This is a genomic window from Aestuariicoccus sp. MJ-SS9, assembly GCF_032586235.1.
Taxonomy (GTDB): domain Bacteria; phylum Pseudomonadota; class Alphaproteobacteria; order Rhodobacterales; family Rhodobacteraceae; genus Aestuariicoccus.
Genome location: NZ_JAWHTD010000015.1, coordinates 49,113 through 73,323, shown reverse-complemented (window position 1 = coordinate 73,323; position 24,211 = coordinate 49,113). Strand labels below are relative to the sequence as shown.

At 67.9% G+C, this 24,211-nt stretch carries 28 protein-coding genes; 10 read left to right on the top strand and 18 right to left on the bottom strand.

All coding sequences use genetic code 11. From position 1 onward, the window contains the following. The first annotated feature begins 2 nt into the window (after positions 1 to 2). The 5 genes from RXV88_RS12265 to RXV88_RS12245 all read left to right on the top strand — a co-directional run bounded on the left by RXV88_RS12265 (position 3) and on the right by RXV88_RS12245 (position 4,478). Entirely contained in the window at positions 3 to 1,088 is a 1,086-nt protein-coding gene (locus RXV88_RS12265; protein WP_316293237.1) for an ABC transporter permease, read from the top strand. Beyond that, complete coding sequence (locus RXV88_RS12260; RefSeq protein ID WP_316293236.1) at positions 1,088 to 1,402, top strand: hypothetical protein; 315 nt, start codon at positions 1,088 to 1,090, stop codon at positions 1,400 to 1,402. The genes RXV88_RS12265 and RXV88_RS12260 overlap by 1 nt, the downstream gene beginning before the upstream one ends. After that, positions 1,402 to 2,325 carry an ABC transporter permease gene (locus RXV88_RS12255; RefSeq protein WP_316293234.1) on the top strand — a complete coding sequence of 308 codons (924 nt, stop codon included), beginning with the start codon at positions 1,402 to 1,404 and terminating at the stop codon, positions 2,323 to 2,325. The genes RXV88_RS12260 and RXV88_RS12255 overlap by 1 nt, the downstream gene beginning before the upstream one ends. Positions 2,326 to 2,357: 32 nt before the next feature. After that, positions 2,358 to 3,455 (top strand): BMP family ABC transporter substrate-binding protein, encoded by a 1,098-nt coding sequence (locus RXV88_RS12250; RefSeq protein WP_316293232.1) that lies wholly within the window; start codon positions 2,358 to 2,360, stop codon positions 3,453 to 3,455. A gap of 102 nt (positions 3,456 to 3,557) precedes the next feature. After that, positions 3,558 to 4,478, top strand: coding sequence for an endonuclease/exonuclease/phosphatase family protein (locus RXV88_RS12245; protein ID WP_316293230.1), 921 nt, complete (start codon positions 3,558 to 3,560; stop codon positions 4,476 to 4,478). Between the two features lie 222 nt (positions 4,479 to 4,700). Here RXV88_RS12245 and RXV88_RS12240 read toward each other — a convergent pair whose 3' ends face one another. From RXV88_RS12240 to tsaA, 13 genes are all read right to left on the bottom strand, one after another. Next, a complete protein-coding gene (locus tag RXV88_RS12240; RefSeq protein ID WP_316293228.1) occupies positions 4,701 to 6,266 on the bottom strand; it encodes an oleate hydratase in 1,566 nt (521 codons plus the stop codon). Between the two features lie 96 nt (positions 6,267 to 6,362). Next, positions 6,363 to 6,995 carry an urease accessory protein UreG gene (gene ureG / locus RXV88_RS12235; protein WP_316293226.1) on the bottom strand — a complete coding sequence of 211 codons (633 nt, stop codon included), beginning with the start codon at positions 6,993 to 6,995 and terminating at the stop codon, positions 6,363 to 6,365. Positions 6,996 to 7,006: 11 nt separating this feature from the next. Further along, positions 7,007 to 7,642 carry an urease accessory protein UreF gene (locus tag RXV88_RS12230; protein ID WP_316293225.1) on the bottom strand — a complete coding sequence of 212 codons (636 nt, stop codon included), beginning with the start codon at positions 7,640 to 7,642 and terminating at the stop codon, positions 7,007 to 7,009. Next, positions 7,632 to 8,123 (bottom strand): urease accessory protein UreE, encoded by a 492-nt coding sequence (gene ureE / locus RXV88_RS12225; RefSeq protein ID WP_316293224.1) that lies wholly within the window; start codon positions 8,121 to 8,123, stop codon positions 7,632 to 7,634. Before ureE ends, RXV88_RS12230 begins: the two co-directional genes overlap by 11 nt. A 19-nt stretch (positions 8,124 to 8,142) precedes the next feature. Continuing rightward, a complete protein-coding gene (locus RXV88_RS12220; RefSeq protein ID WP_316293222.1) occupies positions 8,143 to 8,364 on the bottom strand; it encodes a DUF1127 domain-containing protein in 222 nt (73 codons plus the stop codon). Between the two features lie 410 nt (positions 8,365 to 8,774). Further along, on the bottom strand, positions 8,775 to 10,529 hold the full coding sequence (gene ureC, locus RXV88_RS12215; protein ID WP_316293221.1) for an urease subunit alpha: 1,755 nt from the start codon (positions 10,527 to 10,529) through the stop codon (positions 8,775 to 8,777). A gap of 11 nt (positions 10,530 to 10,540) precedes the next feature. Next, positions 10,541 to 11,047: a GNAT family N-acetyltransferase gene (locus RXV88_RS12210; RefSeq protein ID WP_316293220.1), complete on the bottom strand. Its 507-nt coding sequence runs from the start codon at positions 11,045 to 11,047 to the stop codon at positions 10,541 to 10,543. Continuing rightward, a complete protein-coding gene (locus tag RXV88_RS12205; RefSeq protein ID WP_316293219.1) occupies positions 11,044 to 11,439 on the bottom strand; it encodes a carboxymuconolactone decarboxylase family protein in 396 nt (131 codons plus the stop codon). Before RXV88_RS12205 ends, RXV88_RS12210 begins: the two co-directional genes overlap by 4 nt. A gap of 4 nt (positions 11,440 to 11,443) precedes the next feature. Further along, positions 11,444 to 11,758, bottom strand: a complete 315-nt coding sequence (locus RXV88_RS12200) for an urease subunit beta (RefSeq protein WP_316293218.1) — start codon at positions 11,756 to 11,758, stop codon at positions 11,444 to 11,446. Next, positions 11,755 to 11,931: a hypothetical protein gene (locus tag RXV88_RS12195; RefSeq protein ID WP_316293216.1), complete on the bottom strand. Its 177-nt coding sequence runs from the start codon at positions 11,929 to 11,931 to the stop codon at positions 11,755 to 11,757. The genes RXV88_RS12200 and RXV88_RS12195 overlap by 4 nt, the downstream gene beginning before the upstream one ends. A gap of 39 nt (positions 11,932 to 11,970) precedes the next feature. Next, entirely contained in the window at positions 11,971 to 12,273 is a 303-nt protein-coding gene (locus RXV88_RS12190) for an urease subunit gamma (protein ID WP_316293213.1), read from the bottom strand. Positions 12,274 to 12,276: 3 nt separating this feature from the next. Further along, positions 12,277 to 13,110, bottom strand: coding sequence for an urease accessory protein UreD (locus RXV88_RS12185; RefSeq protein WP_316293212.1), 834 nt, complete (start codon positions 13,108 to 13,110; stop codon positions 12,277 to 12,279). 159 nt (positions 13,111 to 13,269) lie between these two features. Then, positions 13,270 to 13,749: a tRNA (N6-threonylcarbamoyladenosine(37)-N6)-methyltransferase TrmO gene (gene tsaA, locus RXV88_RS12180; RefSeq protein WP_316293211.1), complete on the bottom strand. Its 480-nt coding sequence runs from the start codon at positions 13,747 to 13,749 to the stop codon at positions 13,270 to 13,272. Between the two features lie 175 nt (positions 13,750 to 13,924). Between tsaA and RXV88_RS12175 the strand changes: the two genes are divergently transcribed. Then, complete coding sequence (locus tag RXV88_RS12175) at positions 13,925 to 14,929, top strand: LacI family DNA-binding transcriptional regulator (protein ID WP_316293210.1); 1,005 nt, start codon at positions 13,925 to 13,927, stop codon at positions 14,927 to 14,929. Here the strand turns inward: RXV88_RS12175 and RXV88_RS12170 are convergent. The 3 genes from RXV88_RS12170 to RXV88_RS12160 all read right to left on the bottom strand — a co-directional run bounded on the left by RXV88_RS12170 (position 14,926) and on the right by RXV88_RS12160 (position 18,167). Next, positions 14,926 to 16,083, bottom strand: coding sequence for a Gfo/Idh/MocA family oxidoreductase (locus RXV88_RS12170; protein ID WP_316293208.1), 1,158 nt, complete (start codon positions 16,081 to 16,083; stop codon positions 14,926 to 14,928). The genes RXV88_RS12175 and RXV88_RS12170 overlap by 4 nt on opposite strands. Before the next feature lie 86 nt (positions 16,084 to 16,169). Continuing rightward, complete coding sequence (locus RXV88_RS12165) at positions 16,170 to 17,060, bottom strand: sugar phosphate isomerase/epimerase family protein (RefSeq protein WP_316293265.1); 891 nt, start codon at positions 17,058 to 17,060, stop codon at positions 16,170 to 16,172. A 6-nt stretch (positions 17,061 to 17,066) separates the two neighbouring features. Continuing rightward, positions 17,067 to 18,167 carry a Gfo/Idh/MocA family oxidoreductase gene (locus RXV88_RS12160; RefSeq protein ID WP_316293206.1) on the bottom strand — a complete coding sequence of 367 codons (1,101 nt, stop codon included), beginning with the start codon at positions 18,165 to 18,167 and terminating at the stop codon, positions 17,067 to 17,069. A 99-nt stretch (positions 18,168 to 18,266) separates the two neighbouring features. On the opposite strand from RXV88_RS12160, the gene iolC reads away from it, so the two are divergent. From iolC to RXV88_RS12145, 3 genes are all read left to right on the top strand, one after another. Further along, the gene (iolC, locus tag RXV88_RS12155) at positions 18,267 to 19,244 is read left to right on the top strand and encodes a 5-dehydro-2-deoxygluconokinase (RefSeq protein ID WP_316293204.1); all 978 of its coding nucleotides are present in this window, start codon (positions 18,267 to 18,269) and stop codon (positions 19,242 to 19,244) included. Between the two features lie 15 nt (positions 19,245 to 19,259). Then, entirely contained in the window at positions 19,260 to 20,099 is an 840-nt protein-coding gene (locus RXV88_RS12150) for a 5-deoxy-glucuronate isomerase (RefSeq protein WP_316293203.1), read from the top strand. 70 nt (positions 20,100 to 20,169) lie between these two features. Further along, positions 20,170 to 20,994: a class II fructose-bisphosphate aldolase gene (locus tag RXV88_RS12145; protein WP_316293200.1), complete on the top strand. Its 825-nt coding sequence runs from the start codon at positions 20,170 to 20,172 to the stop codon at positions 20,992 to 20,994. A gap of 221 nt (positions 20,995 to 21,215) precedes the next feature. Here the strand turns inward: RXV88_RS12145 and ychF are convergent, their stop codons facing one another. Then, positions 21,216 to 22,313 carry a redox-regulated ATPase YchF gene (gene ychF, locus RXV88_RS12140; RefSeq protein ID WP_316293198.1) on the bottom strand — a complete coding sequence of 366 codons (1,098 nt, stop codon included), beginning with the start codon at positions 22,311 to 22,313 and terminating at the stop codon, positions 21,216 to 21,218. A 100-nt stretch (positions 22,314 to 22,413) separates the two neighbouring features. Between ychF and RXV88_RS12135 the strand changes: the two genes are divergently transcribed. Then, positions 22,414 to 22,812 carry a VOC family protein gene (locus tag RXV88_RS12135; protein ID WP_316293197.1) on the top strand — a complete coding sequence of 133 codons (399 nt, stop codon included), beginning with the start codon at positions 22,414 to 22,416 and terminating at the stop codon, positions 22,810 to 22,812. Here the strand turns inward: RXV88_RS12135 and RXV88_RS12130 are convergent. Continuing rightward, the gene (locus tag RXV88_RS12130) at positions 22,799 to 24,169 is read right to left on the bottom strand and encodes an MATE family efflux transporter (protein WP_316293195.1); all 1,371 of its coding nucleotides are present in this window, start codon (positions 24,167 to 24,169) and stop codon (positions 22,799 to 22,801) included. The genes RXV88_RS12135 and RXV88_RS12130 overlap by 14 nt on opposite strands. Positions 24,170 to 24,211: the final 42 nt, after the last annotated feature.

Here is a 24,211-nt window from a genome sequence, read left to right as displayed (position 1 = left end):
TCATGATCCGGCTGGAGCGGCGTCCGCAGCCTTCACGCTTCTGGACGGCGGTGACACCGCTGATCGCCGTGGTTCTGACGATGATCGTGGGCGGCATCATGTTCGCCATTCTGGGCACCGACCCGCTGGAGGCGATCCGCACCATCTTCTGGGATCCGCTCTTCAACGCGCAATTCGCGGGCTTCACCCGGCCGCAGCTGCTGGTCAAGGCCGGCCCCCTGATCCTGATCGCCATCGGCCTCTCCATCGGCTTTCGCGCCGGCATCTGGAACATCGGCGCCGAGGGGCAATACATCATGGGCGCGATCTGCGGCGCGGGCGCGGGGCTGGCGTTCTACCCTTCCGACAGTTTTCTGATCTTTCCGCTCATGGTCGTCGCGGGCGCGCTTGGCGGCTGGGTCTGGGCGACGATCCCCGCGGTGCTCAAGACCCGCTTCGGCACCAACGAGATCCTTGTGTCGCTGATGCTGGTCTATGTGGCCGAGAACATCCTCGCCTCGGTCTCGTCGGGGCTCTTGCGCAACCCCGAGGGTATGGGCTTTCCCGGCTCGCGCAATTTCAAGCAATGGGACGCCGCCCACAACGCCGAGCTCATCGCCAATACCGGGCTGCACTGGGGTGTTCTGACCGCCTTTGTCGCCGTCATCGCCGCCTATGTGCTGATGGCCCGCCACATCCAGGGCTTCAACATCCGCCTGACCGGAGAAGCCCCGCGCGCGGCGCGCTTTTCCGGCGTCAACCCGGCGCGGATCGTCTTGCTCTGCCTGGGGCTTTCGGGCGCGCTGGCCGGGATGGCTGGGCTCTTCGAGGTGACGGGCCCCGCGGGCCAGATCAGCATCGACTTTAACTCGGGCTACGGGTTCACCGCGATCATCGTGGCCTTTCTGGGCCGGCTCAATCCTTTCGGCATCCTGCTGGCCGGGCTTCTGATGGCGCTGACCTATATCGGCGGCGAGCTGGCTCAGCTGATGCTGGGCGTGCCGGGTGCCGCGATCCAGCTTTTCCAGGGAATGCTGCTCTTTTTCCTGCTGGCCACGGATGTCTTCACCAATTTCCGCCTGCGGATCGGCCGAGGGGAGATCGCCTGATGCAACACCGCCTGCTTCTCGCGCTGATGCTGGTCACCGGCTTCTTCGTCGGGCTGACCGCCGCGCTTTTCGTCGTCCTGGCGCTCAGTCCGGTCTGGCCGCTGGCGCTGCTGATGCTGGCCGCGCTGCCCTTCGGCTATTGGTTTTCGCACCGTCCCTGGCACGGCAAACGCAAGCCGGGCGAGATGAAACGCTTTCTGCGCCAGCTCTTCGGCCCGCCGGTGGCGGCCCCGGGCATCGCCATGGCCATCGGCGCGCTGATCGGGGCTGGCACGGGCTTTCCGTGGTTCGGCCGCATCGTCTGGGGGCAGTAATGGATATCGGTTCGATCAATCCCATCCTTCTCGTCGCATCGATCATGGTCTCGGCGACACCGATCCTGCTGGCCGCCATCGGCGAGATGGTGGTCGAGAAATCCGGCGTGCTGAACCTCGGGGTCGAGGGGATGATGATCACCGGCGCGGTGGTGGCCTTTGCGGTCGCGGTCAATTCCGGCTCGCCGTTGCTGGGCTTTGTGGCGGGGGCGCTGGCGGCATCGACGGTTTCGCTGTCGTTCGGTGTGCTGACGCAATACCTGCTGTCGAACCAGGTGGCGACGGGGCTGGGGCTGACGCTGGTGGGGCTTGGCCTTTCGTCTCTGGTGGGCAAACCCTACGAGGGGGTCAAGGCGCCCTCGCTGCCCCGGCTCGACATCCCCGTTCTGTCGGACCTGCCGGTCGTCGGACGGATGCTCTTTTCGCACGACATCATGGTCTACCTCAGCCTCGCGCTTGTCGTGGCGGTCTGGGCGTTCCTGAAGTACACCCGCGCCGGGCTGATCCTGCGCGCGGTGGGCGAAAGCCACGACAGCGCCCATGCGCTGGGATACAAGGTCGTGCGCGTGCGGCTGCTGGCGATCCTCTTCGGCGGCGCCTGCGCGGGGCTGGGCGGCGCCTACCTCAGCCTTGTGCGCGTGCCGCAATGGACCGAGGGCGTCACCGCCGGCGCAGGCTGGATCGCACTGGCCATCGTGGTCTTTGCCTCATGGCGGGCGGGCCGCGTCGCCGTGGGTGCCTATCTTTTCGGCGGCATCACGGTTCTGCAACTGAACCTGCAGGCGGCGGGCGCGCAGGTGCCTGTGGCGCTCTTGTCTGCCTCGCCCTATCTGATAACGATCCTCGTGCTCGTCATCATCTCGGCCCGGGGGATGCACGGCGCTCCGGCGTCGTTGGGCCGGGCCTTCCACGCCTCAAACTAGGGGCAAAACTGAAACACCAACAGGGATGAACCATGAAAAGAAGAACTTCGCTTGCAAGCGCGGCGCTGGCCGCGACACTGGGCACCGGCGCCTTCGCGCAGGACACGACGAAGGCGTGCTTCGTCTATGTCGGCCCGATCGGTGACGGCGGCTGGACCTACCAGCACCACCAGGGCGCGCTGGCCGTGCAGGAAGCTTACGGCGACAAGGTCGAGATCGCCTGGCAGGAATCGGTGCCCGAGGGCGCGGATGCCGAGCGCGTGCTGACCCAGATGGCCATCTCGGGCTGCGACATCATCTTCACCACCTCCTTCGGCTACATGGACGCGACCAACGCCGTCGCCGCCAAGTTCCCCGACATCAAGTTCGAACACGCCACCGGCTACAAGCGCGAGCATCCGAACGTGTCGACCTACAACGCGCGCTTCTACGAAGGCCGTGCCGTGGTCGGTCACATCGCCGGCAAGATGACCCAGACCAACAAGATCGGCTACATCGCCTCGTTCCCGATCCCCGAGGTCGTGATGGGCATCAACTCGTATTACCACCATGCCAAGGCGGCCAACCCGGATGTCGAGCTGGTGGTGACCTGGGCCTATACCTGGTTCGACCCGGCGAAAGAGGCGGATGCCGCGCGCGCCATGCTCGACCAGGGCGTCGACGTGATCACCGCGCATACCGACTCGACCGCGCCGCTGGCGGAAATCGCCAAGGAAGACGGCAAGGCCTGGGGCTTTGGCCAGGCCTCCGACATGGCGGCCTTCATGACCAATGACGACGGCACGCCGGGGCCGCGCGTCGCCTCGATCATCGACGAATGGTCGCCCTATTACGTCAAGCGCGTGGGCGCGCTGATGGATGGCACCTACGAGCAGATCGACAGCTGGGCCGGCATGCCCGAGGGCGAAGTGGTGATCGGCGAGATGAACGACGCCATCCCCGCCGAGGTCCAGGCCGAGGCGCATGCGATGATCGACGCGATCACCGCAGGCGAATACCACCCCTTCACCGGTCCGATGAACAAGCAGGACGGCTCGGCCTGGCTGGCCGAGGGCGAAACCGCGTCCGACGGTGAACTGCTGGGCATGACCTTCTACATCGAAGGCATCACCGGCGAAGTGCCGAACTGATCCCGTAACGCGTCTGAGACGCCGGAAAGGCCCCGCCCCGCGCGGGGCCTTTTGCATTCCGGCAAGGTTTGCACCCCGGGCCCGTCCGGATAGACTGCCCTCATGCGCCGCCGTGTCCGCTCTGTCCTGCGCCTGATGGGCGCGCTGCTCTTGTCGCTGCCGCTTCTGACCTGCGCGCTGCATGTCACCCACAGCGGCGGCGCGGATATCCCCGACCGGCCCGACGGCGCGCTGCGGGTGGCCAGCCACAATGTCCATTACATCCTGCTGCGCCAAGAGACCGGCGACTGGTCGGTGACCGACTGGCACCGGCGCAAGGGCGCGCTCGATGCGGCGTTCAAGGCGATCGACGCCGATATCGTCGCCTTCCAGGAGATGGAGAGCTTTGCCGGCGGCTCGGTCAGCCCGCGCAACCTCGCGCTCGATTTCCTCTTGGCGCAAAACCCCGGTTACGGCGCCGCGGCGCAGGGCGATCCGCGCCGGTTCCCCTCGACCCAGCCGATCTTCTACCGCAAGGCGGCGCTGCGTCCGGTCGATCAGGGCTGGTTCTTCTTTTCGGACACGCCCGGGGTGCTCTATTCGCGCACCTTCAACGGCTCTTACCCCGCCTTCGCCTCGTGGGCCGCGTTCGAGACGCGGTCGGATGGCCGCCGGTTCACCGTCTTCAACGTGCATTACGAATACAAGAGCCGGTCCAACCGCCTGAAATCCGCCGCCCTGACCGCCCGGCGCATGGCCCCGCGCATCGAGGCAGGTCAGACGGTGTTTCTGGTGGGCGATCTCAACGCACGGCCGGGGGCGGACACGCTGTCGATCCTGGAACGGACGGGGCTGCGCTTCGCGCCGCTGGATGGCGCGACCTATCACCTGAACCGGGGCCTCAACCTCTTTGCCGCCATCGACCACCTGGCCGCAACGCCGGATGCGGCGCTCGTTGGCGCGCCGGTGATCGTCCAGCGACGCTTTGCCGGAGAATGGCCCAGCGACCATTACCCGGTCTTCGCCGATTACGTGCTGCGCTGAACAGACGCCCCCACCCTACGCCAGCCAAAGGCCGCGACCGCGCCTGCCCGTGGGATGGCGCTGCAACGGCAGGTCTGCACGCTTTATACCCGCCAAGTCATCGCTTCGAATGAGCGGCGCGCCGACGTCGAAAAAGCGCCAGCCCGCCGGGACGGGCAGGCGCTGGTCGCGGCGGCCTTCGGCCTTTATTCCGCGACTTGGGGACGCCACTCAAACCGCCCGCTAACCGCCGTAAAGCGCCCGGGCGGCGCGGAGCAGGACCGCCGGGTCGCGGTCCTCGCGCACCACCGGGGGCGGCGGGGCCGCCTTGCCGGTCATCTCATGCACCGCCACGCGGGCGCTGCGCACCGAATATTCCACCGTGAAGACCGTATCCAGCGGCAGCTCGACGAACTGGCCCATCAGCGCAAAATTCTTTGCGCCCTCGGGCCTGACCCGTGGCCGGTCGCCCCGGTCGCGCGGCATGAACTGGCTGGTGATATAGGGCATCCGCGAGGTCACGACCCTGGCCTCCGCCAGCGCTGTCTTCGGCGTGCCGGTCAGGCGCAGCTGGCCGATCAGCTCGGCCAGCACCTCGTCGCCGGTGCACTCCCACATCGGTTTGCGCACGTGATCCCCGTCGCGGTCGCCGCGCAGGCCAAAGCCCCACATCACCAGATGCCCGGGGTCCTGTTTGACGAAATGCGGCTGGTGGAACATCACCACCGACAGCATCCAGCCCGACTCTGCCAGCGTCACGAGGCCTCCCGTCCCCGCCCAGTTGCCGGTGAGCCCCTCCATGTATTCGAAGAACGCCGGTGAGGTCATGGTCGCGGTGAAGGACGACCAGGTGGTCTGCGCGGGATCGCGGGAAAAGACATCCGGATTGCCCAGATCGCGGTGCCGCGCGGCCAGCCTGCGCCAAAGCGCCCAAGCTCCGCCCGCCGCGCCCGGCACCGGCGGGGCCGTGTCGTTGGAGCCTTGCGTCGAGGCATCCGTCATCGACCCCAGCGTCAAATAGACCCGGTCCTCTGTGCCCACCGTCACCGGCGGCGCGCCGTCCAGCATCAGCTCTTTCGCCTCGCGCCCGCCCGCCACCGGGTCTATGCGCAGATCCGTCACCCGCCGCCCGGTCTCGATCCGCACACCGCGCGCCCTCAGCCAGCGCACGATCGGCGCGACGATGGAATCGTACTGGTTATACCGCGTCCGCAGAATGCCCCGGATTTCGGCCATCCCCGGCAGAAGATGGATGAACCGCCGCATGTAGCGCCGCATCTCCATCGCCGAATGCCACGGCTGGAACGAGAACATCGTCGACCACATGATCCAGAAATTGCTGTCGAAGAAGCCCCGCGAAAAGTGCTGGCCGATGGTGTGGCCCTGCAGATGCGCCTCGCTGGTCAGCATCAGACGGTTCAGCTCGAACACGTCCTGCGCGCTCAGCCCGAGCGACATATCCGCCTTTTGCCCGTCGCGCAGCAGACGGCATTTCGACGTCCCGGGCACCGCGAGGTTGAAATACTCGATATCCTGCCAGAGGTTACGTTCCTCGTGGCCGGGCATGGGGATGGTTTCCAGCAGATCGCGGGTGCAGATGAAGTTCGGCTCGAACATCCGCCCGCCGCGGGTGAAATAGCTGTCCTCGCCCACCGTGCGGCCATCCAGACTGCCGCCGGGGCGGTCGAGCTCTTCATAGATCGTGATCGTGTCGCCCGGCACGCCCGCGTCGCGGATCAGGAACACCGCCGCGGCGAGCGAGGCGATGCCGCCGCCGACAAGATGATGCCGAGCAGATGGAACGGGCATGACGGGGGTCCTCCTGACATCCTCGGGCCGAGTATGTCAGTCCGCGCCGCGCCGCCTTTGATCGCCGTCAATTCCGGGGGTGGCCCCGCGCCGGGGTCACTCGGCGGCCTGCGCCACCGGCAGCCCGCCGATTTCAGCGATCAGGCGGACGATCTCGTCTACCCCCTCGCCGTGGCGCAGCGCGGCAAAGACGAACGGCCGCGTACCGCGCATCTTCGCCGCGTCGCGCTGCATCACCTCGAGCGACGCGCCCACATGCGGGGCGAGATCCGTCTTGTTGATCACCAGAATGTCCGAGCGCGTGATCGCCGGGCCGCCCTTGCGCGGAATCTCCTCGCCCGCGGCCACGTCGATCACATAGATCGTCAGATCCGCCAGTTCCGGGCTGAAGGTGGCCGACAGGTTGTCGCCACCCGATTCGATCAGCACCAGGTCGAGGTCGGGGAACGCCTTGTTCAGATCGGCTATGGCCGCCAGGTTGATCGAGGCATCCTCGCGGATCGCGGTATGCGGGCAGCCGCCGGTCTCGACCCCGCGGATACGGTCCTGCGGCAGCACCTGAAGGCGCATCAGCGCCTCGGCGTCCTCTTGCGTGTAGATGTCGTTGGTGACCACCGCCATCGACAGATGCGGCGCCAGCGCCCGGCAAAGGCACGCGGTCAGCGTCGTCTTGCCCGCCCCGACCGGACCGCCGAGACCGACGCGCAAGGGGCCGTTGATGGATGCCATGAACCTTCCTCCTAAGACCTGAAAACCCGCGAATGCAGCGCCGCGTGGCGCTGGCTCTGGATGTCGATGATGGGGGCGAAACCGCCGATGTCGTCAAGCGTGGCGGTCAGCGCAGCCTCGGCCAGTTCGGCGCAAAGCGGTGCAAGCGCAAGGGTGATCCGCTGGCCATCGGTCTGCCCCAGCGGAATCGCCCGGACCCCGGCGCTGCACAGATTGGCCGCGAAAGCCTGCAGATAAAGCCGCAGCGCATCCGCCAGCGGCAGACCTAGCGCCGCCACCGCACAGCCCACCGCGACCGGATAAGGCGCATCGGGCAGATCGACCTGCCAGACCGACCGCACCGTCGCGGCAAAGGCCGCGCCCTGCTCGGCCGTCTCGGCGCGCCGCTCGGCGGACGGGGACAGGGCCAGCGCCAGCTCGGCCAGCGCATCCGCGTCGCCGCCCGTCGCCGCCTGCGCCAGCAGCACCGCATCGGTCCAGCCCGCGCCCTGGCGCAGCACCGTCTCGAGCCAGTCCTGCAACCCGTCGGCATCCGCCACCGCGCCCGATTGCACGGCGGTCTCCAACCCGTGGGACCAGGCGAAGGCCCCGACCGGAAAGGCGGGCGAGAAAAGCTGATGCAGCGTCAGATGCGGATCAGTGCTCATGGCTGTGATCCTGCGGGCCGTGGCTGTGCGAATGGTCGTGGCCATGGGTGCGTCCATGGCCGTAAGCCCCGCCTTCGGGGGTGAAGGGCTCGGTCACCTCGGTCACCGTCGCGCCGATGCGGGTCAGCATATCGGCGATGACGTGATCGCGCTGGATCAGCAGGCGGTCCGCTTCGATCTGGCAGGGGGTGTGGCGGTTGCCGATATGCCATGCGATGCGCGGCAGATCGGGGCCGGTCACGGCCAGCAGAGGCTCGGGCGCGGCCTCGACCGCGATTTCGCGGCCATCGGTGGTGATCAGAACGCCGCCGTGATCCAGCGACGTGGTCTTGGCCAGATCGACCAGCACCGTCTGGCCCGAGGCCAGCCCCAGTACCTTGCGGCGCAAAAAGCGGTCTTCGTAGGTCAGCACCAGCCGGTCCGCCGGGCTGGCGTGCGCGTGCGGGTGATACGCCCGCGCGGTCATGGAGGGGGCGCTCATGCGCGCCCCCGCCATTCTGTCAGGTGTAGTAGACGTCGCGGAAAACGTGATGCGCGATGGTCTCGCGCGTCAGCCCGAGCTCGGCCAGCTGCGCATCGCTCAACGCTTGCAGAGCGCGCGCACGGCGCAGACGCGGGTTGTTCTCGGCGATCTTCATCATCCCGGCAAAGATCCAGGCCGCAAAGCGGGAAAGCACCGGTTCCTTGGGATAAAGGTCTGTATTCGTAGTGGCTTGTGCCATTGGAGCATGTCCTGTGTGTCAGTTCATCTCCTCCCTTGCACAGCAAATAGGCAGTTTGTGAACGCGCCAAAACCCAAGCCTCGGCATTCCCGGAATGCATGGCGCGCATGGCTTGCGCACCGACACTGCGGCCCCACTGCGTACCGGCCCTCACGCACGTCGTGAGGCGGGCAGCCCCCGACCGCGGGCGGGGGTGAAGACCCCGCCCGTTGCGCCGGAGGCGCACCTTCGATGCGACCGGGCGGTCGGGGGCTGCCCGGCGTGCCGCCGGGCGGGGCGCTGACATTTGCACACGTGGAATTGGGAACGTCATGGTCCGGTTTGCTCCACCCAGTCTGTTACCGTTTCGATCTGCCTGACATAGACCAAAGCCGCCTCGTCAAAAGACAAATCGGCCAACGTCCGCCGTCTCAAAACAGGAAATACCGCTGCGCCATCGGCAGCACCTCGGCGGGCTCGCAGGTCAGCAGCTCGCCGTCGGCGCGCACCTCGTAGGTCTCGGGGTTGACCTCGATCTTCGGCGTGGCGGTGTTGAGCTTGAGATCGCGCTTGCCGATGTCGCGGGTGTTGCGCACTGCCAGAACCTGTTTCGCCAGGCCCAGCGTGTTGCCGATATCCTCGGCCAGTGCGGCCTCGGACACGAAGGTCACGGCAGAGTTTTCGACCGACCGGCCATAGGCGCCGAACATGGGCCTTGTGTAGACCGGCTGCGGCGTCGGGATCGAGGCGTTGGGATCGCCCATCTGCGCGCAGACGATGGTGCCGCCCATCAGCACCATCTCGGGCTTGACCCCGAAGAAGGCCGGCGACCAGAGCACCAGATCGGCGCGCTTGCCTTCCTCGATGCTGCCGATCTCGTGGCTGATGCCGTGGGCGATGGCCGGGTTGATGGTGTATTTCGCGATATAGCGGCACACCCGCTTGTTGTCGTTGTCGCCGGTTTCCTCGGACAGCCGGCCGCGCTGCTTCTTCATCTTGTCGGCGGTCTGCCAGGTGCGGATGATCACCTCGCCCACGCGGCCCATGGCCTGGCTGTCGGACGCGATGATGCTGAAAGCGCCCATGTCGTGCAGGATATCCTCGGCGGCGATGGTCTCCTTGCGGATCCGGCTTTCGGCAAAGGCCACATCCTCGGGGATAGACTTGTCGAGGTGGTGGCAGACCATGAGCATGTCCAGATGCTCTTCCAGCGTGTTGACCGTGTAGGGCCGCGTGGGGTTGGTCGAGCTGGGCAGAACGTGTTCTTCGCCGCAGATGCGGATGATGTCGGGCGCATGGCCCCCGCCCGCGCCCTCGGTGTGGAAGGCGTGGATGGTGCGGCGCTTCATGGCCTTGACGGTGTTCTCGACAAAACCGCTCTCGTTCAGGGTGTCGGTGTGGATCATCACCTGCACGTCCCAGGCGTCGGCCACGCTCAGGCAATTGTCGATTGCGCCCGGCGTGGTGCCCCAATCCTCGTGCAGCTTCAGCGCGCAGGCGCCTGCGCGGATCTGTTCCTCGAGCGCGGCGGGAAGCGAGGCGTTGCCCTTGCCCGCAAAGGCCAGGTTCATCGGGAAAGCGTCCGCTGCCTGGAGCATCCGCCCGACATGCCAGGGCCCCGGTGTGCAGGTGGTGGCCAGCGTTCCATGCGCGGGGCCGGTGCCGCCGCCCAGCATGGTGGTCAGGCCCGAATGCAGCGCATCCTCGATCTGCTGCGGGCAGATAAAGTGGATATGGCTGTCGAAACCGCCGGCCGTCAGGATCCGCCCCTCGCCCGCGATCGCCTCGGTGCCGGGGCCGACGATGATGTCGACGCCGGGCTGGGTGTCGGGGTTGCCCGCCTTGCCGATCTTGTGGATGCGCCCGTCTTTCAGCCCCACGTCGGCCTTGTAGATCCCCGTCCAGTCGACGATCAGCGCATTGGTGATGACCGTGTCCACCGCGCCCTCGGCCCGGGTGGTCTGGGCCTGGCCCATGCCGTCGCGGATCACCTTGCCGCCGCCGAACTTGACCTCTTCGCCGTAAGCGGGCGCGTTGCCGCCGCCTCCGGCCCCGGCCCCGGCGCGCGCGGCGGTCATGTCATGCTCGACCTCGATGATCAGATCGGTGTCGGCCAGCCGAAGGCGGTCGCCGGTGGTGGGGCCGAACATCGCGGCATAGTCGGAACGGGCAATGGTTGCGGGCATCCTGACCTCTTTCAGAAAACGAGTTTCATTTGAATGACGCGGTCGTCGTCGGCATTGTGGGCGGCGGGATCGCGTGCGCGCTTGAACCCCATGCTTTCGTAAAGCGGCAGGGCTTCGACATGGCGGTAGAGCGCGCCGAGCCAGACCGCCCCATATCCCAGCGACCGTGCCTCTTCGATCAGCGCACTGCACAACATCCGCCCCAGCCCCAGACCGCGGGCGCTTTCGCGGACATACATCCGGTTCATCTCGGCATCGCCATCGGCGCGCTGGCGGAGCATGACCATCCCGACGATCTCGCCCTCCCGCTCGACTGCAAGGCATTCGCCCTTCGGCGGCAGAAAGACATCGGCAAAATTCGCCAGATCCGCAGCGACATTCTGCTTGGCGATGTAGTCGTCGATCTCGCGCTGCATTTCGGGATAGCGGCCGCGCAGGAAATCGAAGAACTCCCAGACCAGCGCCGTGACGGCGGCAATCTGGGCCGGGCTTCGCACCTTGGTCACCAGGCCCGTCATGCGCGGAACGCCTCGTCCACCGGCACCTGCAGCGCATTGGCCAGCGCGTTGGTCTGGCTGGCCATGCCGATGACGGCCAAGAGCTCGCCATGCATGGCGTCGTCCATGCCCTTGGCGCGCGCGGCGGCGGTGTGGGAATGAGTGCAATATTCGCAGGCATTGGCGACCGAGACGGCCAGATAGACCATCTCCTTGACCAGCGGGTCCAGCGCGCCCGGCCCCATCACGACCTTCAACCGCTCCCATGTGGCGCGCAAAAGCGCCGGATCGTGCGCCAACGCGCGCCAGAAGTTGTTGACGAAATCGCTGCCGCGGGTGGCGCGGATGTCGTCGAACACCGCCTGCGCCTCGGGGCTCAGCTCTTCGTCTGTCAGCAGCGCACGGGTGGCCATCGTCTCAATCCTCGTCCAGAGGTCCCATGACCTGCTGATTGAACCCGTAAATCCGCCGCGCGCCCCGGATCTCGATCAGGTGCACCTCGCGGCGCTGGCCCGGCTCGAACCGCACCGCCGTCCCCGCCGTGATGTCCAGCCGCCGCCCCCGCGCCGCCTCGCGGTCGAACTCGAGCGCGCTGTTGGCCTCGGCGAAATGGTAATGCGAACCCACCTGCACCGGCCGGTCGCCGGTGTTGGCCACCATCAGCGTGATCGCCTCGCGCCCCGGGTTCAGCTCCAGCACGCCCTCGGCGGGGAAAAGCTCTCCGGGGATCATCGACCGGCCCGCGCCCGCACCACGGCCAGCCGCGCCGCCAGCCCGATCACCCCCAGCGCCGCCGCCACGACCAGCCAGCTTGCGCCCTCATGCGGATGCACATGCGCGCCGGGATGCGCCGCCGCCGCCCCGGCCCAAAGGCCCGCCACGGTCGCAATCGTCGAAATCTTCATCACTGTCCCTCGCTTCTTCTTGGCAAAAATACTCAAAATTCACCGGATCGGGTTATGCACCGTCACCAGTTTGGTGCCGTCCGGAAAGGTCGCCTCGACCTGCACCTCACGTATCATCTCGGACACGCCTTCCATGCATTGCTCGCGGGTGACCACCTGCGCGCCCGCCTCCATCATGTCGGCCACGCTGCGCCCGTCGCGCGCGCCCTCGACCACCGTGTCGGTGATCAGCGCGATCGCCTCGGGGTGGTTCAGCTTGACCCCCCGGGCCAGCCGCTTGCGCGCCACTTCTGCGGCCATCGCCACCATCAGTTTGTCTTTCTCTCGCGGGGTCAGCATCATGGGTCAAATCATCCAGGGTCTTGGCAGAGCGGCACCGGAAAGGTGCTGCAGAACGGGGATCAGGTGCCGGCGCAGCTCGAAGCTGTCGGGCGCGGCCAGGCGCAATACCACGAGGTCGGGCAAGACGGCGCTCGCGCCGCCGCTCTCGGGCAAAAGCGACCGCAGCGCGCCCACACGCTCCGCCGCGCCGGGGGCGGCCCAGACCAGCGTCGCCAGCGCCTGCGCGCCTGCCGCGACGAAGCGGCGGTCCAGCGATGCCTGCGCATCGCCCTCCAGCCGCAGCCGGTCGGCCCAGACCAGACGGCCCTCGCGCAAGACGTCGATCCGGTCGGTCAGCCGCAGATCGCGCACCGTCTCGCGCATCGCGGCACGCCCGAAAACCAGCGTCTCGCAGGCCAGAAGCCGCGCCTCCGCCGCCAGCTCGATCCGCAATGTGCGGTCGAGCGCGGCACCCTCGAAAAGGATGGTCTCCTGCGGCAGCCAGTCGATCCGCGCGCCGCTCTCGGCGCTCAGCACCGTGCGCACCTGCCCGGGCACCCCCGGCATGGCGCGGTAAATCCGTTCGGCGGCCTGGCTGGTCAGACGCAGATGCGCCCCCGCCTCGGCCCCTGCGGTCAGCGCAAAGCGGTCACCACCGGTGATCCCGCCCGAGGTGTTGAGAAACACCGCATCCAGCGCGGTGTCGCGCGGGCGCGGAAAGAGCAGCTTGAAGGCGCCGGACTGGCGCAACCCGTCGATCACCGACACCGGCCCGCGCCGCCGCGCGGTGAGCCGCGCCACGCCATGCGCCCTCTGCGGCGCCACGGCGGGGGTCTTGGGGGGGGCGTCGAACGGCATGCGCGGCAGGCTCCTTATTCGGGCAAGGATCGGGACGGGGGCGGGACGGGCAAGGCCGGGCCTCTGCGCAGTGCCGAACGCCGGTCAGGCAAGGGCTCTCAAGTTCACAAATTGGGCTAAAAATCCGGTTTCGCCCAAAATACGGGCAAAACTGAATCCTCAATCCACAGGCTTGGGGGGCACCTGCGGCGTGTACTGGCAGCGGTTCGGCTTGATGTCCAAAAGCGGCGTCCCGTCCAGGCAATCCAGTCCCCGCACCACCACCACCGGCCCCTCGCGCCGCACGAACCGCACCATCGACGTGCCGATGGGGTTGGGCCGCACCGGCGAGCGCAGCGCGAAGGTGCCCGTGGTCCGGCCGTCGTCCCTGGGCGATTGCGTCACCAGATCGCGCCGCGATTCGTGCAGCCAATAGAGCACCTCGAGCGTCTCATACCCCTCGATCCCGTGCAGCGCCGGCTCCCAGACCGGGTCGAGCTCCAGCCGGCATTCCGGCCCGTCCTGGCGACCCTGACGCGGGCAATCGGCGCGGGTCTTGAACGGCGTCCGGATGCGCCCGACAAAGCGCAGCGTGGCATCGCCGGGCGGCGGCAGGTCGATCGCCGTTTCATTGGCGCGCAAGCGGGTCTTGGCGGACATGGGCCCTCGCATCTGTCGTTCCGGGCGCAGCCTAGCACGGACCGGGGCGCGCGTGCACGCGCCTGTCGAAAGCCCCCCTCGCCACCTGCAACATGACCTGTCCCGCCCTTGCAATCGGTTGCAAAAACAACCCCGAGCGGCGACACTCACGCGATCCGCAACGAAAGACCCGCCGATGCCCGTGACCCTCAAGGATGTTGCCCTGCGCGCGGGCGTGTCGCGGTCGGCGGTGTCGCGCGCCTTTACACCCGGCGCGTCGGTGTCGGCCAAGACCCGCGCCAAGGTCGAACGCGCCGCGCGCGAGCTGGGCTACGCGCCCTCGGCGCTGGCCTCGGCGCTCAGCACCGGGCGGACCAAGCTGATCGGGCTGGTGTCCAACAACTTTCACAACCCGGTATTCCTCGAGGTGTTCGACCGCTTCACCCGCGGCCTGCAAGAGCGCGGTCTGCGGCCATTGCTGGTCAACCTCAGCGACGAGACCGACGCAGCGCAATCGGTGCGCATGCTGCGGCAATATTCGGTCGACGCGGTGATCGTCGCCTCCTCGACCCTGCCGCCGGATTTCGCGCTAGCCTACCGCGAGGCGGGGCTGGCCGTGGTGCATTCCTTCGGCCGCTGCGAGCAGCACCCGGTGGTGCCCGTGGTGGGGATCGACAACGCCGCCTGCGGCCGCATGGCGGCCCAGACCCTGGCGGCGCGCGGATACCGCCGGGTGGCCTTCCTCGGCGGACCCGAAAGCGCCACCTCGACCCAGGACCGGCTGGCGGGGTTCCGCGACGGCTGGCCGGGGGCCCCGCCCCCGGCGCGCTTCGCCAGCGCCTACAGCTTTGCCGCCGGGCGCGCCGAGATGCAGCGCCTGCTGCGCGAAGGCCCACCAGCCGAGGCCTATTTCTGCGGCGACGATGTGCTCAGCCTCGGCGCGCTCAGCGCCCTGCGCGACGCCGGATACGACGTGCCGGGCGATGTCGGCGTGATCGGGCTCAACGACATGGAGATGGCGGGCTGGGCGGGGTTCGACCTGACGACGATCCGCCAGCCGGTGGGCGCAATCATCGCCGCCTCCATCGACCTCGCGCTGATGCTGGCCGAAGACCCCGCCATGCAGCCCGAAACCCGGCTTTTTCCCTGCACCCTGATCGAACGGGCGACCCTGCGGCCCCTGCCCGCCGCAGCGCCCTAGCGGAACATCGGCGGGCGGGCGTCGGTCCATGCGCCTTCGGCCTTGCCGCTTGTGGCCACCGCAAAGACCGCCGCCATCGACCGCAGCCCGTCCTCGGCGCGCGGGTAGAGATCGGCCGCCGGGTCCATGGCGCGGCCCTCTTTGCGGGCGCGGATCGCCTCGGCCAGATCCTTGTAGATGTTGGCGAAGGCCAGCGGCATGCCCTCGGCATGGCCGATGGTCACGCGGGTGGTGCGGTCGGCCTCGGGCGACAGCCCCGCCTCGCCGCGCTCGATCACCTGCAGGCGCTGGCCCAGCGGCATGTGGTAAAGCTGGTTTGGTTGCTCCTGCGCCCAGCGCAGCCCGCCCTTTTCGCCAAAGACCTGAAGCGTCAGCCCGTGCTGCCGCCCGATCGCCACCGAAGAGGTCCAGAGCCGCCCGACAGTGCCTTCTGACATGCGGAAATTGACCATCGCGTCATCCTCCAGCACCCGGCTGTCGATGCAGGACACCGTGTCGGCCGAGAGCCTTTCGACCTCCTGTCCGGTGACGAACGAAGCCATGTGCATGGCGTGAATGCCGCAATCGGCGAATTGCGCCGACACACCGGCCTGCGCCGGATCGTAGCGCCAGCGCACCCGCGGATTGTCGGCATCGGCGGCGTCGGCGTGATGGCCATGGGCGAATTCGGCCACCACCAGCCGGATGCGTCCCAGATCGCCGCGCGCCACCATGGCGCGCATGTGCCGGACCAGCGAATAGCCGGTGTAGCCGTAATTCACCGCGCAGATCTGCCCCGTGTCGCGGGCGATGCGGACGATCTCTTCGCCCTCTTCGACCGTCATGGTCATGGGCTTTTCGCAGAGCACGTGGAACCCGGCCGTAAGGAAGGCCTTGGTGATCTCGAAATGGGTGGCGTTGGGGGTGGCCACGGTGACCAGATCGACCCGGTCGGGGCGCGCGCTTTCACCCTCCAGCATCTCGCGCCAGCCGCCATAGGCGCGGTCGGCGGCCAGCCCCAGCCGCTGACCATAGGCCCGCCCCTCGTCGGCGCGGTGGTCCAGCGCCCCGGCGGCAAAGGTGAATTCGCCGTCCAGCCCCGCGCCCAGCCGGTGCGCCGGGCCGATCTGACTGCCCTCGCCCCCGCCGATCATGCCCCAATTCAGTCTCGACATTGGAAGTCCCTTTCCGCGCTTGTCCCGGACCTGATCCGGGGCCTCTTGGCCAGGCGGCCCCGGACCATGTCCGGGGCCAGGTTATGCTAAAACCCGATGCTGTGCAGATAGCCGCGATTGGCCCTCGCGTCGTCCAGCGGCGAGACGTCGAGCGTCGGGTCGCAATCCTGCTCGACCGTGCACCAGCCGTCGAAACCGGCGTCCAGCAGCACCTTCCGCACCGCCCCGAAATCCACGTCGCCCTGGCCGAGGTTGCAGAAAATCCCCTGCCCGCAGGCCTCGTAGAACCCGGTCCGGTTCTCGATCACCTGCGCCTTCACCGCCGGGTCGATATCCTTGAAATGCATATAGGAAATCCGGTCCATATGCCGCTGCATGAAGGCCACCGGATCGTAGCCCGCATAGGAATGATGCCCGGTGTCGAGGCAGATCTTCAGCAGATCGGGGTCGACCTCGGCCAGCAGCCGCTCAAGCTCGGGCTCGAAGTCGATGAACCCGCCCGCATGGGCGTGGATCGACACCGTCAGCCCATAGACCTTGGCCCCCATCTCGGCGATGGTCACGATCCGGTCGCGGAAGGCGCGCCATTCGGCGGCGTCCATTTGCTCGGCCTCCGAGGCGCGTCCGGCGGTGGGCGCGCGCCGGGGCGAGATCGAGTCGATCAGCACCAGGTGCCGCGCGCCATGCGCCACCAGCGCCCGGCAGGTGCGCTCGGCCCCGTCCACCACGTCGCGCCAGGCGTCCGGGTCATGGAACGGGCGGAACACCACCCCGCCGATCAGGGTCAGGCCGAATTCCTCCAGCGCCGCGCCCAGCTCGTCGGGGTTCTCGGGCATGAAGCCCACCGGCCCCAGCTCGATCCCGGTATAGCCCGCCTCGGCGCATTGGCGCAGCACCTCGCGCCATTGCGGATTGCGCGGGTCGTCCGCGAATTCGACCCCCCAGGAACAGGGGGCATTGCCGATCTGGATCATGATGGCTCCTCAATACTCAGCGGGTTTGGTCCAGCCCCGCGTGGCGTGCGAGGCGCGGGCGGCGGCGATGACCCGATGCACCTCGAGCCCGTCGCGGAAGGTGGGCCAGACCGGCGCGCCGCCGTCGATGGCCTTCAGGAAATCATGCGCCTCGATGATGATCTGGTCCTGATAGCCGGTGCCATGCCCCGGCCCCTGACAGAACGGCAGATAATCGGGATGCGCGGGGCCGGTCAGGATCTTGCGAAACCCGCGCTGCGCGGGCGGCGCATCGGCGTGATAGAGCCAGAGCGCGTTCTGATCCTCCTGGTCGAAGCGGATCGCGCCCTGGGTGCCTGTGATCTCATAGGCATAGCCCATCTTGCGCCCTGTGGCGACGCGGCTCGAGGCCAGATGCCCGCCCGCGCCGCTGGCAAAGCGCACCATCATCTGCACCTGGTCGTCATTGGTGACCGGCACGCCGCCCCTTTCGGGATAGACCGTCTCCATCACGGCGCTCAGCTCATCAATCGGGCCCATGATGGCCAGCGCGGCGTTGATGATATGCGGGGTCAGATCGCCAAGGCAGCCATTGGCCTCGCCGGCAAAGCGCCACTCGCCCAGCACGTCCTCATTGTGGAAATCCTCGGTATGCTCGCCGCGGAAATGGGTGATGCGGCCCAGCGCGCCCTCGGCCACGAGCTGGCGGGCGTATTGCGAGGCGGGCGTGCGGATGTAGTTGTAGGCCACCATGTTGGCCACGCCCGCGGCCTCGGCGGCGGCGACCATGGCGCGGGCGTCGCCCACGTTCAGCCCCATGGGCTTTTCGCAGAGCACCGGCTTGCCCAGCGCCAGCGCGGCCTCGGCGATTTCGCGGTGGGTGGCCTGGGGCGAGGCGATGACCACCGCCTCGACGGTCGGGTCGTTCACCAGATCGCGCCAGTCGCTGGCCCCGCGCGCGAATCCATAAGCCGCCGCATAGCGCGCGCCCGAGGCGGGCGAGGCACCGCAGATCGCCGCCAGACGCGGGCGCAGCGCGGTCTCGAAGACCGCGCCCACGGCGGCAAAGGCCACCGAATGGGCCTTGCCCATATAGCCCCCGCCAATGACTCCGATCCCGATGTCCGGCATGGACCGCCCCCCGCTCTTTTCAATTTGCAACCGGTTGCAAAATTTGTATCCTAAAGCCCGGGCGCGTGCAACACGCGATCGTCGGAAGGGGAGGCCGGAATGGACTTGATGGAGGGCATCGCGCGCAACGATTTCCTGATCGTGGGCCGCGCCGGGATGGATTTCTTCCCCGACCCGCCCGGCACCAGCGTCGAACACGGCGCGGTGTTTCACGCCGCGCTCGGCGGGTCGGCGGCCAATACGGCGGCGGGCATCTGCAAGCTGGGCGGCAAAGCTGCGCTGGTGACCTCGGTCAGCGACGACGCGGTGGGGCGGTTCTGCCTCAACCAACTGGATCATTACGGCGTGGACCGGCGGCATGTCCGGTCGGTGGGCGGCGAGCTGCGCAATTCGCTGGCGGTCTACGATTCCCGGGTCGAGGGCCACACCACCGTGATCTACCGCAACGGCGCCGCCGATTTCGAGATGACCCAGGACGATGTCGCGGCGGTCGATTACACCGCCTACGGCGCGCTGATCACCGCCGGCACGGTCTTTGCCGCCGAGCCGTCGCGCGGCGCCGCCTTCGCCGCTTTCGAGCGCGCCCGCGCCGCCGGCCTGCCGATCATCTTCGACGTGGATTACCGCCCCTACAGCTGGCCCGGCCCCGAGGTCGCGGCCGATGTGCTCAGCCGCGCCGCCGCGCAATGCGACATGATCGTCGGCAACGACGAGGAATTCGGCTTTATGGCGGGCAGCTTCGACAAGGGGTTGGAAAAGGCCCGCGCTCTGGCCGCCGACGGGCGGCTGGTGGTCTACAAAATGGGCGCCGAGGGCGCGATCACCTTCTTTCAGGGCCGCGAGCTGCGCACCGGGATCTACCCGGTCGAGGCGCTCAAGCCCACCGGCGCGGGCGACAGCTTCATGGCGGGGCTCATGGCCTCGCTGGCCGAGGGCCACAGCCTGCACGACGCGCTGCTGCGCGGCTCGGCCTGCGCGGCGGTCACCGTTTCGCGCCCGGGCTGCGCCCCGGCCATGCCGACCCGCCCCGAGCTTGCCGCCTTTCTGCAGGGCCACCCCGGCCCAACCGATCCCTGACAAAGGACAATGCCCATGCACATCCCCCCGCACGACAATCGCAACGAACCCATCGTCGGCCCCGATCACGACCTGGTGCCGCTCAACTACTTCAACATCGTCACGCTGAAGGCCGGCGAAACCTTCGACTATGCCGTGCCGGGCTACGAGACCTGCGTCGCCCCAGCCACCGGCACCGTGACCGTGGAGACCTGCGGCGAGACCTTCGCCGACATCGGCAACCGTGGCGTCGACGTCTGGGACGGCGATCCCGAGGGCGTCTACGTGCCGTCCGGCGCGGCCACCCGCATCACCGCGCGCACCGACACCGAATGCTTTGTTGCGGGCGCGAAATACGACGAGGTGCTGAAACCCTTCGACGTGCGCGCCAAGGATCTCGACGTGGTGCAATACGGCTCGGACGGCACCAAGACCCACCGCAAGATCAAGCACATTCTCGGCGCGCAGTACCACGACCGCGTGGGCCGCCTGCTGGTGAGCGAGCTGTTCACAGTCGGTGCGGGCGGCTGGTCGGGCTTTCCCAGCCACAAGCACGACACCGACCGGCTTCCGGACGAGACGCGGCACGACGAGACCTACAACTTCCGCTTCCGCCCGAATTACGGCTCGGGGCTGCAGATGCTGCAGCGGGTCGATAACGAGCCGGGCGACGCCTATCACATCATGGACCGCTCGACGGTGCTGATCGACAAGGGGTATCACCCCTGCTGCGTGCTGCCGGGCTACGAGATGTATTACTTTACCATCCTCGGCGGCCTGACCCAGCGTTCGCTCAAGCAGTACTTCCAGCCGACCCATGCCGAGCAGCTGCATACGATCCCCGGCATCATGGACATGGTCGCCAAGTTCAAATGATCCGGCGCGCCCCTCGTCAAGCCCTTGCGGCCTTTCCTCGGGACCCACGCGCAGCGCCAGGGGGCCGGCCATGCCGCTGGTAACGCTGAGCGAGGTTCTGGGCCCGGCCCTGGCGCATGGCCATGCGGTCGCCGGTGTGGTCTGCCTGGGCTGGGAGGACGCGCGTGCCTATGTCCGCGCCGCCGAGGCCGAGCGCGCGCCGGTCATCCTGCAGGCCGGGCCCGGCGCACGGGCGCATATGCCGATCCCGGTCTGGGGCGCGATGTTCCGCGCACTGGCAGAAGCGGCGTCCGTGCCGGTGGTGGCGCATCTCGATCACGGCTGCGACGCCGCCGATTGCGCGGCGGCCATCGAGGTGGGCTTCAGTTCGGTGATGTTCGACGGCTCGAAGCTGCCGCTCGCCGACAACATCGCCCGGACCCGCGCCATCGCCGAGATGGCCCATGCCGCTGGCGTGTCCTGCGAAGGCGAGATCGGCGAGGTGGGCTATGACGGCGGCGCGGCCTCCCATGGCACCGACCCGGCCGAGGCCGGGCGCTTTGCGCGCGAGACCGGGGTCGACGCCATGGCGGTGTCGGTGGGCAACGTGCACCTGCAGCAGGCGGCGGGCGCGGGCCTGGACGAGGCGCGCCTGCGCGCCATCGAGGCGGTGACGAATGTACCGCTGGTGATCCACGGCGGATCGGGCGTGCCCCACGCGCAGCGCCGCGCGCTGGCGCACGGCTCGGCGATCTGCAAATTCAACATCGGGACCGAACTGCGCATGGCCTTCGGCGCGGCGCTGCGCGGCGCGCTTGACGCCGATCCGGACGCCTTCGACCGGATTGCGATCCTGCGCGCCACCGAGGCGCCGCTGGAAGCGGCGGCGCGGCGGGTGATCGCGGGGCTGCGCTGAGCGCGCGCCGCCTTCAGGAGTCCGACATCTGCCTCAACGATTGATTCGGTGGATCGGCAGACCCCCGCAGCGTAGGGTGCGCATTCATGCGCACCGTCCCCGCCGCCTTCAACACTCAGAAATAAAACCTAACGTTTCAATAAGTTAAACGTCAGCATGGCTGACCCAACTACCATCCCACCGCCGTAGGGTGCGCATTCACTGCGCACCGTCCCCGCACCTCAGGTGTTGAAAAGGAAGTGCAGCACGTCGCCGTCCTTGACCACATAGGCCTTGCCCTCGGCCCTGAGCTTGCCAGCGTCCCGCGCCGCCTGCTCGCCGCCCAGGCTGACGAAATCGTCATAGGCCACCGTCTCGGCGCGGATGAAGCCCTTCTCGAAATCGCCGTGGATCACGCCCGCCGCCTGCGGCGCCAGCGTACCGCGCTTGATGGTCCAGGCGCGCGCCTCTTTCGGGCCCACGGTAAAATAGGTCTCCAGCTGCAAGAGCTCGTAGCCCGCGCGGATCAGCCGGTCGAGCCCCGGCTCCTCCAGCCCCATCTCCGACAGGAACATCTCGGCCTCTTCCGGGTCCAACTGGCTGATCTCTTCCTCGATCTTGGCCGAGATCACCACGTGCGAATTGCCCTGCGCCGCCGCCATCTCGGCCACCTTGGCCGAGAGCGCGTTGCCCGTCGCGGCCTCGGCCTCGTCGACGTTGCAGACATAAAGCACCGGCTTCGTCGTCAGCAGTTGCAGCATCCGCCAGGCCTTGACGTCCTCGGCGTCGACCTCGACCGTGCGCGCGGGGTGGCCGGCCTCGAGCGCCTCCAGCGCGGCCTTCATCAGCCGTTCCTGCTGCACCGCCTCCTTGTCGCCGCCGCGCACCTTGCGGACGATGTTCTGCAACCGCTTCTCGATCGATTCGATATCGGCGATCATCAGCTCTGTCTCGATGGTCTCGGCATCGGCCACCGGATCGACGCGGCCCTCGACATGGGTCACGTCGTCATCCTCGAAGCAGCGCAGCACATGGGCGATGGCGTCGACCTCGCGGATGTTGGCCAGGAACTGGTTGCCCAGCCCCTCGCCCTTGGACGCGCCCTTCACCAGCCCGGCGATGTCGACGAAGGTCATGCGGGTGGGAATGATCTGCTTGGACTTGGCGATCTCCGCCAGCCTGTCGAGCCGCGCGTCGGGCACCGCCACGTCGCCCACGTTGGGCTCGATGGTGCAGAACGGAAAGTTCGCCGCCTGCGCCGCCGCCGTCCGGGTCAGCGCGTTGAAGAGCGTCGACTTGCCCACGTTGGGCAGCCCCACGATCCCCATTTTAAAGCCCATGTCCCATCTCCTTGCCACGCGCGGTTCCGCGCGGTGTCTAGTCGGGGGGCGGGCCGGGTGCAAGATGTGCTATCCTGGCACGGCAACCGGAGGAACGCCCATGCGACTCAACCCCTACCTGAGCTTCGGCGGCAATGCCGCCACCGCCCTGCACTTCTACGCCCGCGTTCTGGACGGCGAGGTCGCCTCGCTGATGAAAATGGCCGACATGCCGGACCAGAGCTGGGTCACCGACGCCAACCGCGAGATGCTGGCGCATGGCCATGTGACCTTCGAGGGCGGCGAGATCCATGCCTCGGACATGCCCGGGGCCGAGGGCGGCTATCGCGGCGTGACGCTGCAGATCAACTGCGGCGATCCGGCACGCGGCAAGGCGCTTTTTGACCGGCTGGCCGAGGGCGGCGAGGTGACGATGGCCTTTGCCGAGACTTTCTGGGCCAAGGGCTTTGGCACCTGCACCGACCGCTTCGGCGTGCCGTGGATGGTCAACTGCCAGTAGCCGCGGGAATTGCCACGCGGCTGTGCCGTTGGAACCGCGTCAGCAGCAGCACCGCCGCAACGCCCAGCCCCAGCACCAGGCCGAACCAGATCCCCGGCCCGCCGTATCCCAGCGTGAGGCCGAAGACGTAAGCGCCGGGCAGGCCCAGGCCCCAATAGGCGAGTGCCGCGATCAGCATCGGCACGCGGGTATCCTGCAGCCCGCGCAACAGCCCCAGCGTCACCACCTGTGCGGCGTCGACCAGCTGGAACAGCGCCGCCACCGCCAGGAACGTGACGCCCGCCGCGACTATTGCGTCCCGCGCCGGATCCGCCGGATCGACGAAAAGGCCCATGAGCCACGCCGGAGCCCCCAGGAACAGCAGGATCGTCGCCGCCACCACCGCCCCCGAGGCCGCCAGCGCCACCGCCGCGCCGCGCCGCAGGTGGTCGCCATCGCCGCGCCCCAGCGCATTGCCCGCGCGCACCGTCGCCACGTTGGCCAGACCCAGATGCGCCATGAAGGTGGCCGACGAGATCTGCAGCGCGATCCCGTGTGCGGCCAGCGGCACGGTGCCCAGCCAGCCCATCATCACGGCGGTCGCGGCGAACATGCCGACCTCGGCCAGGCTGGTCAGGCCGATGGGCACCCCCAGCGCAAAGACCCGTGCCAGCATCTCGGTGTCGGGGTTCCAGAACCGCCGCAGCAGCGTGTGTTCGGGCAGCCGCCAGAGCGCATAGCCCAACATGCCCAGCACGCTCAGCACCTGTGTCACGATCGACGCGATGGCCGCGCCGCGCAGGCCCAGTTCCGGCGCGCCCCAATTGCCGAAGATCAGCGCGTAATTCCCCAGCCCGTTGGCCAGCGCCGCCACCACGGTGACCCAAAACGCGACGCGGGTGAACTCGAGCGCGGCGAGGTAGTTTTTCAGCACCATCACGAAAAGCGCGGGCAACATGCCCCACCCGGCGATGCGCAGATAGGTCTGCGCATCCGCCGCGATCTGCTCGGTCTGGCCCAGCGCCCGCAGGATCGGATCGGCGAACCACAGCGCGGGCATGCTCAGCGCGAAATAGGCGATGGACAGCCACAGCGCCATACGGGTGGCGCGGCGGATCTGGGTCTCCTCCCCGCGCGCGGCGAAATTGGCAACCATGGGCATGACCGCCCAGGCAAAGCCCGACCCGACCAGAAAGAGCGTGAAGAAAAGCGTCGCCGCCAGCGTCAGCGCCGCCAGCTCGGGCACGCCGTACCAGCCGATCATCACCGTGTCGGTCAGCCCGATGGCGAATTGCGCCAGATGCCCGCCGATCAGCGGCAGGCCGAGGCCGAGGATGGCGCGCAGATGCTGGCGGTATGTCATGGCGTGGGTGGTCATCACCCGCGCTTAGTCCAGCCCTCGGGCGCTGGCAAGCCACGG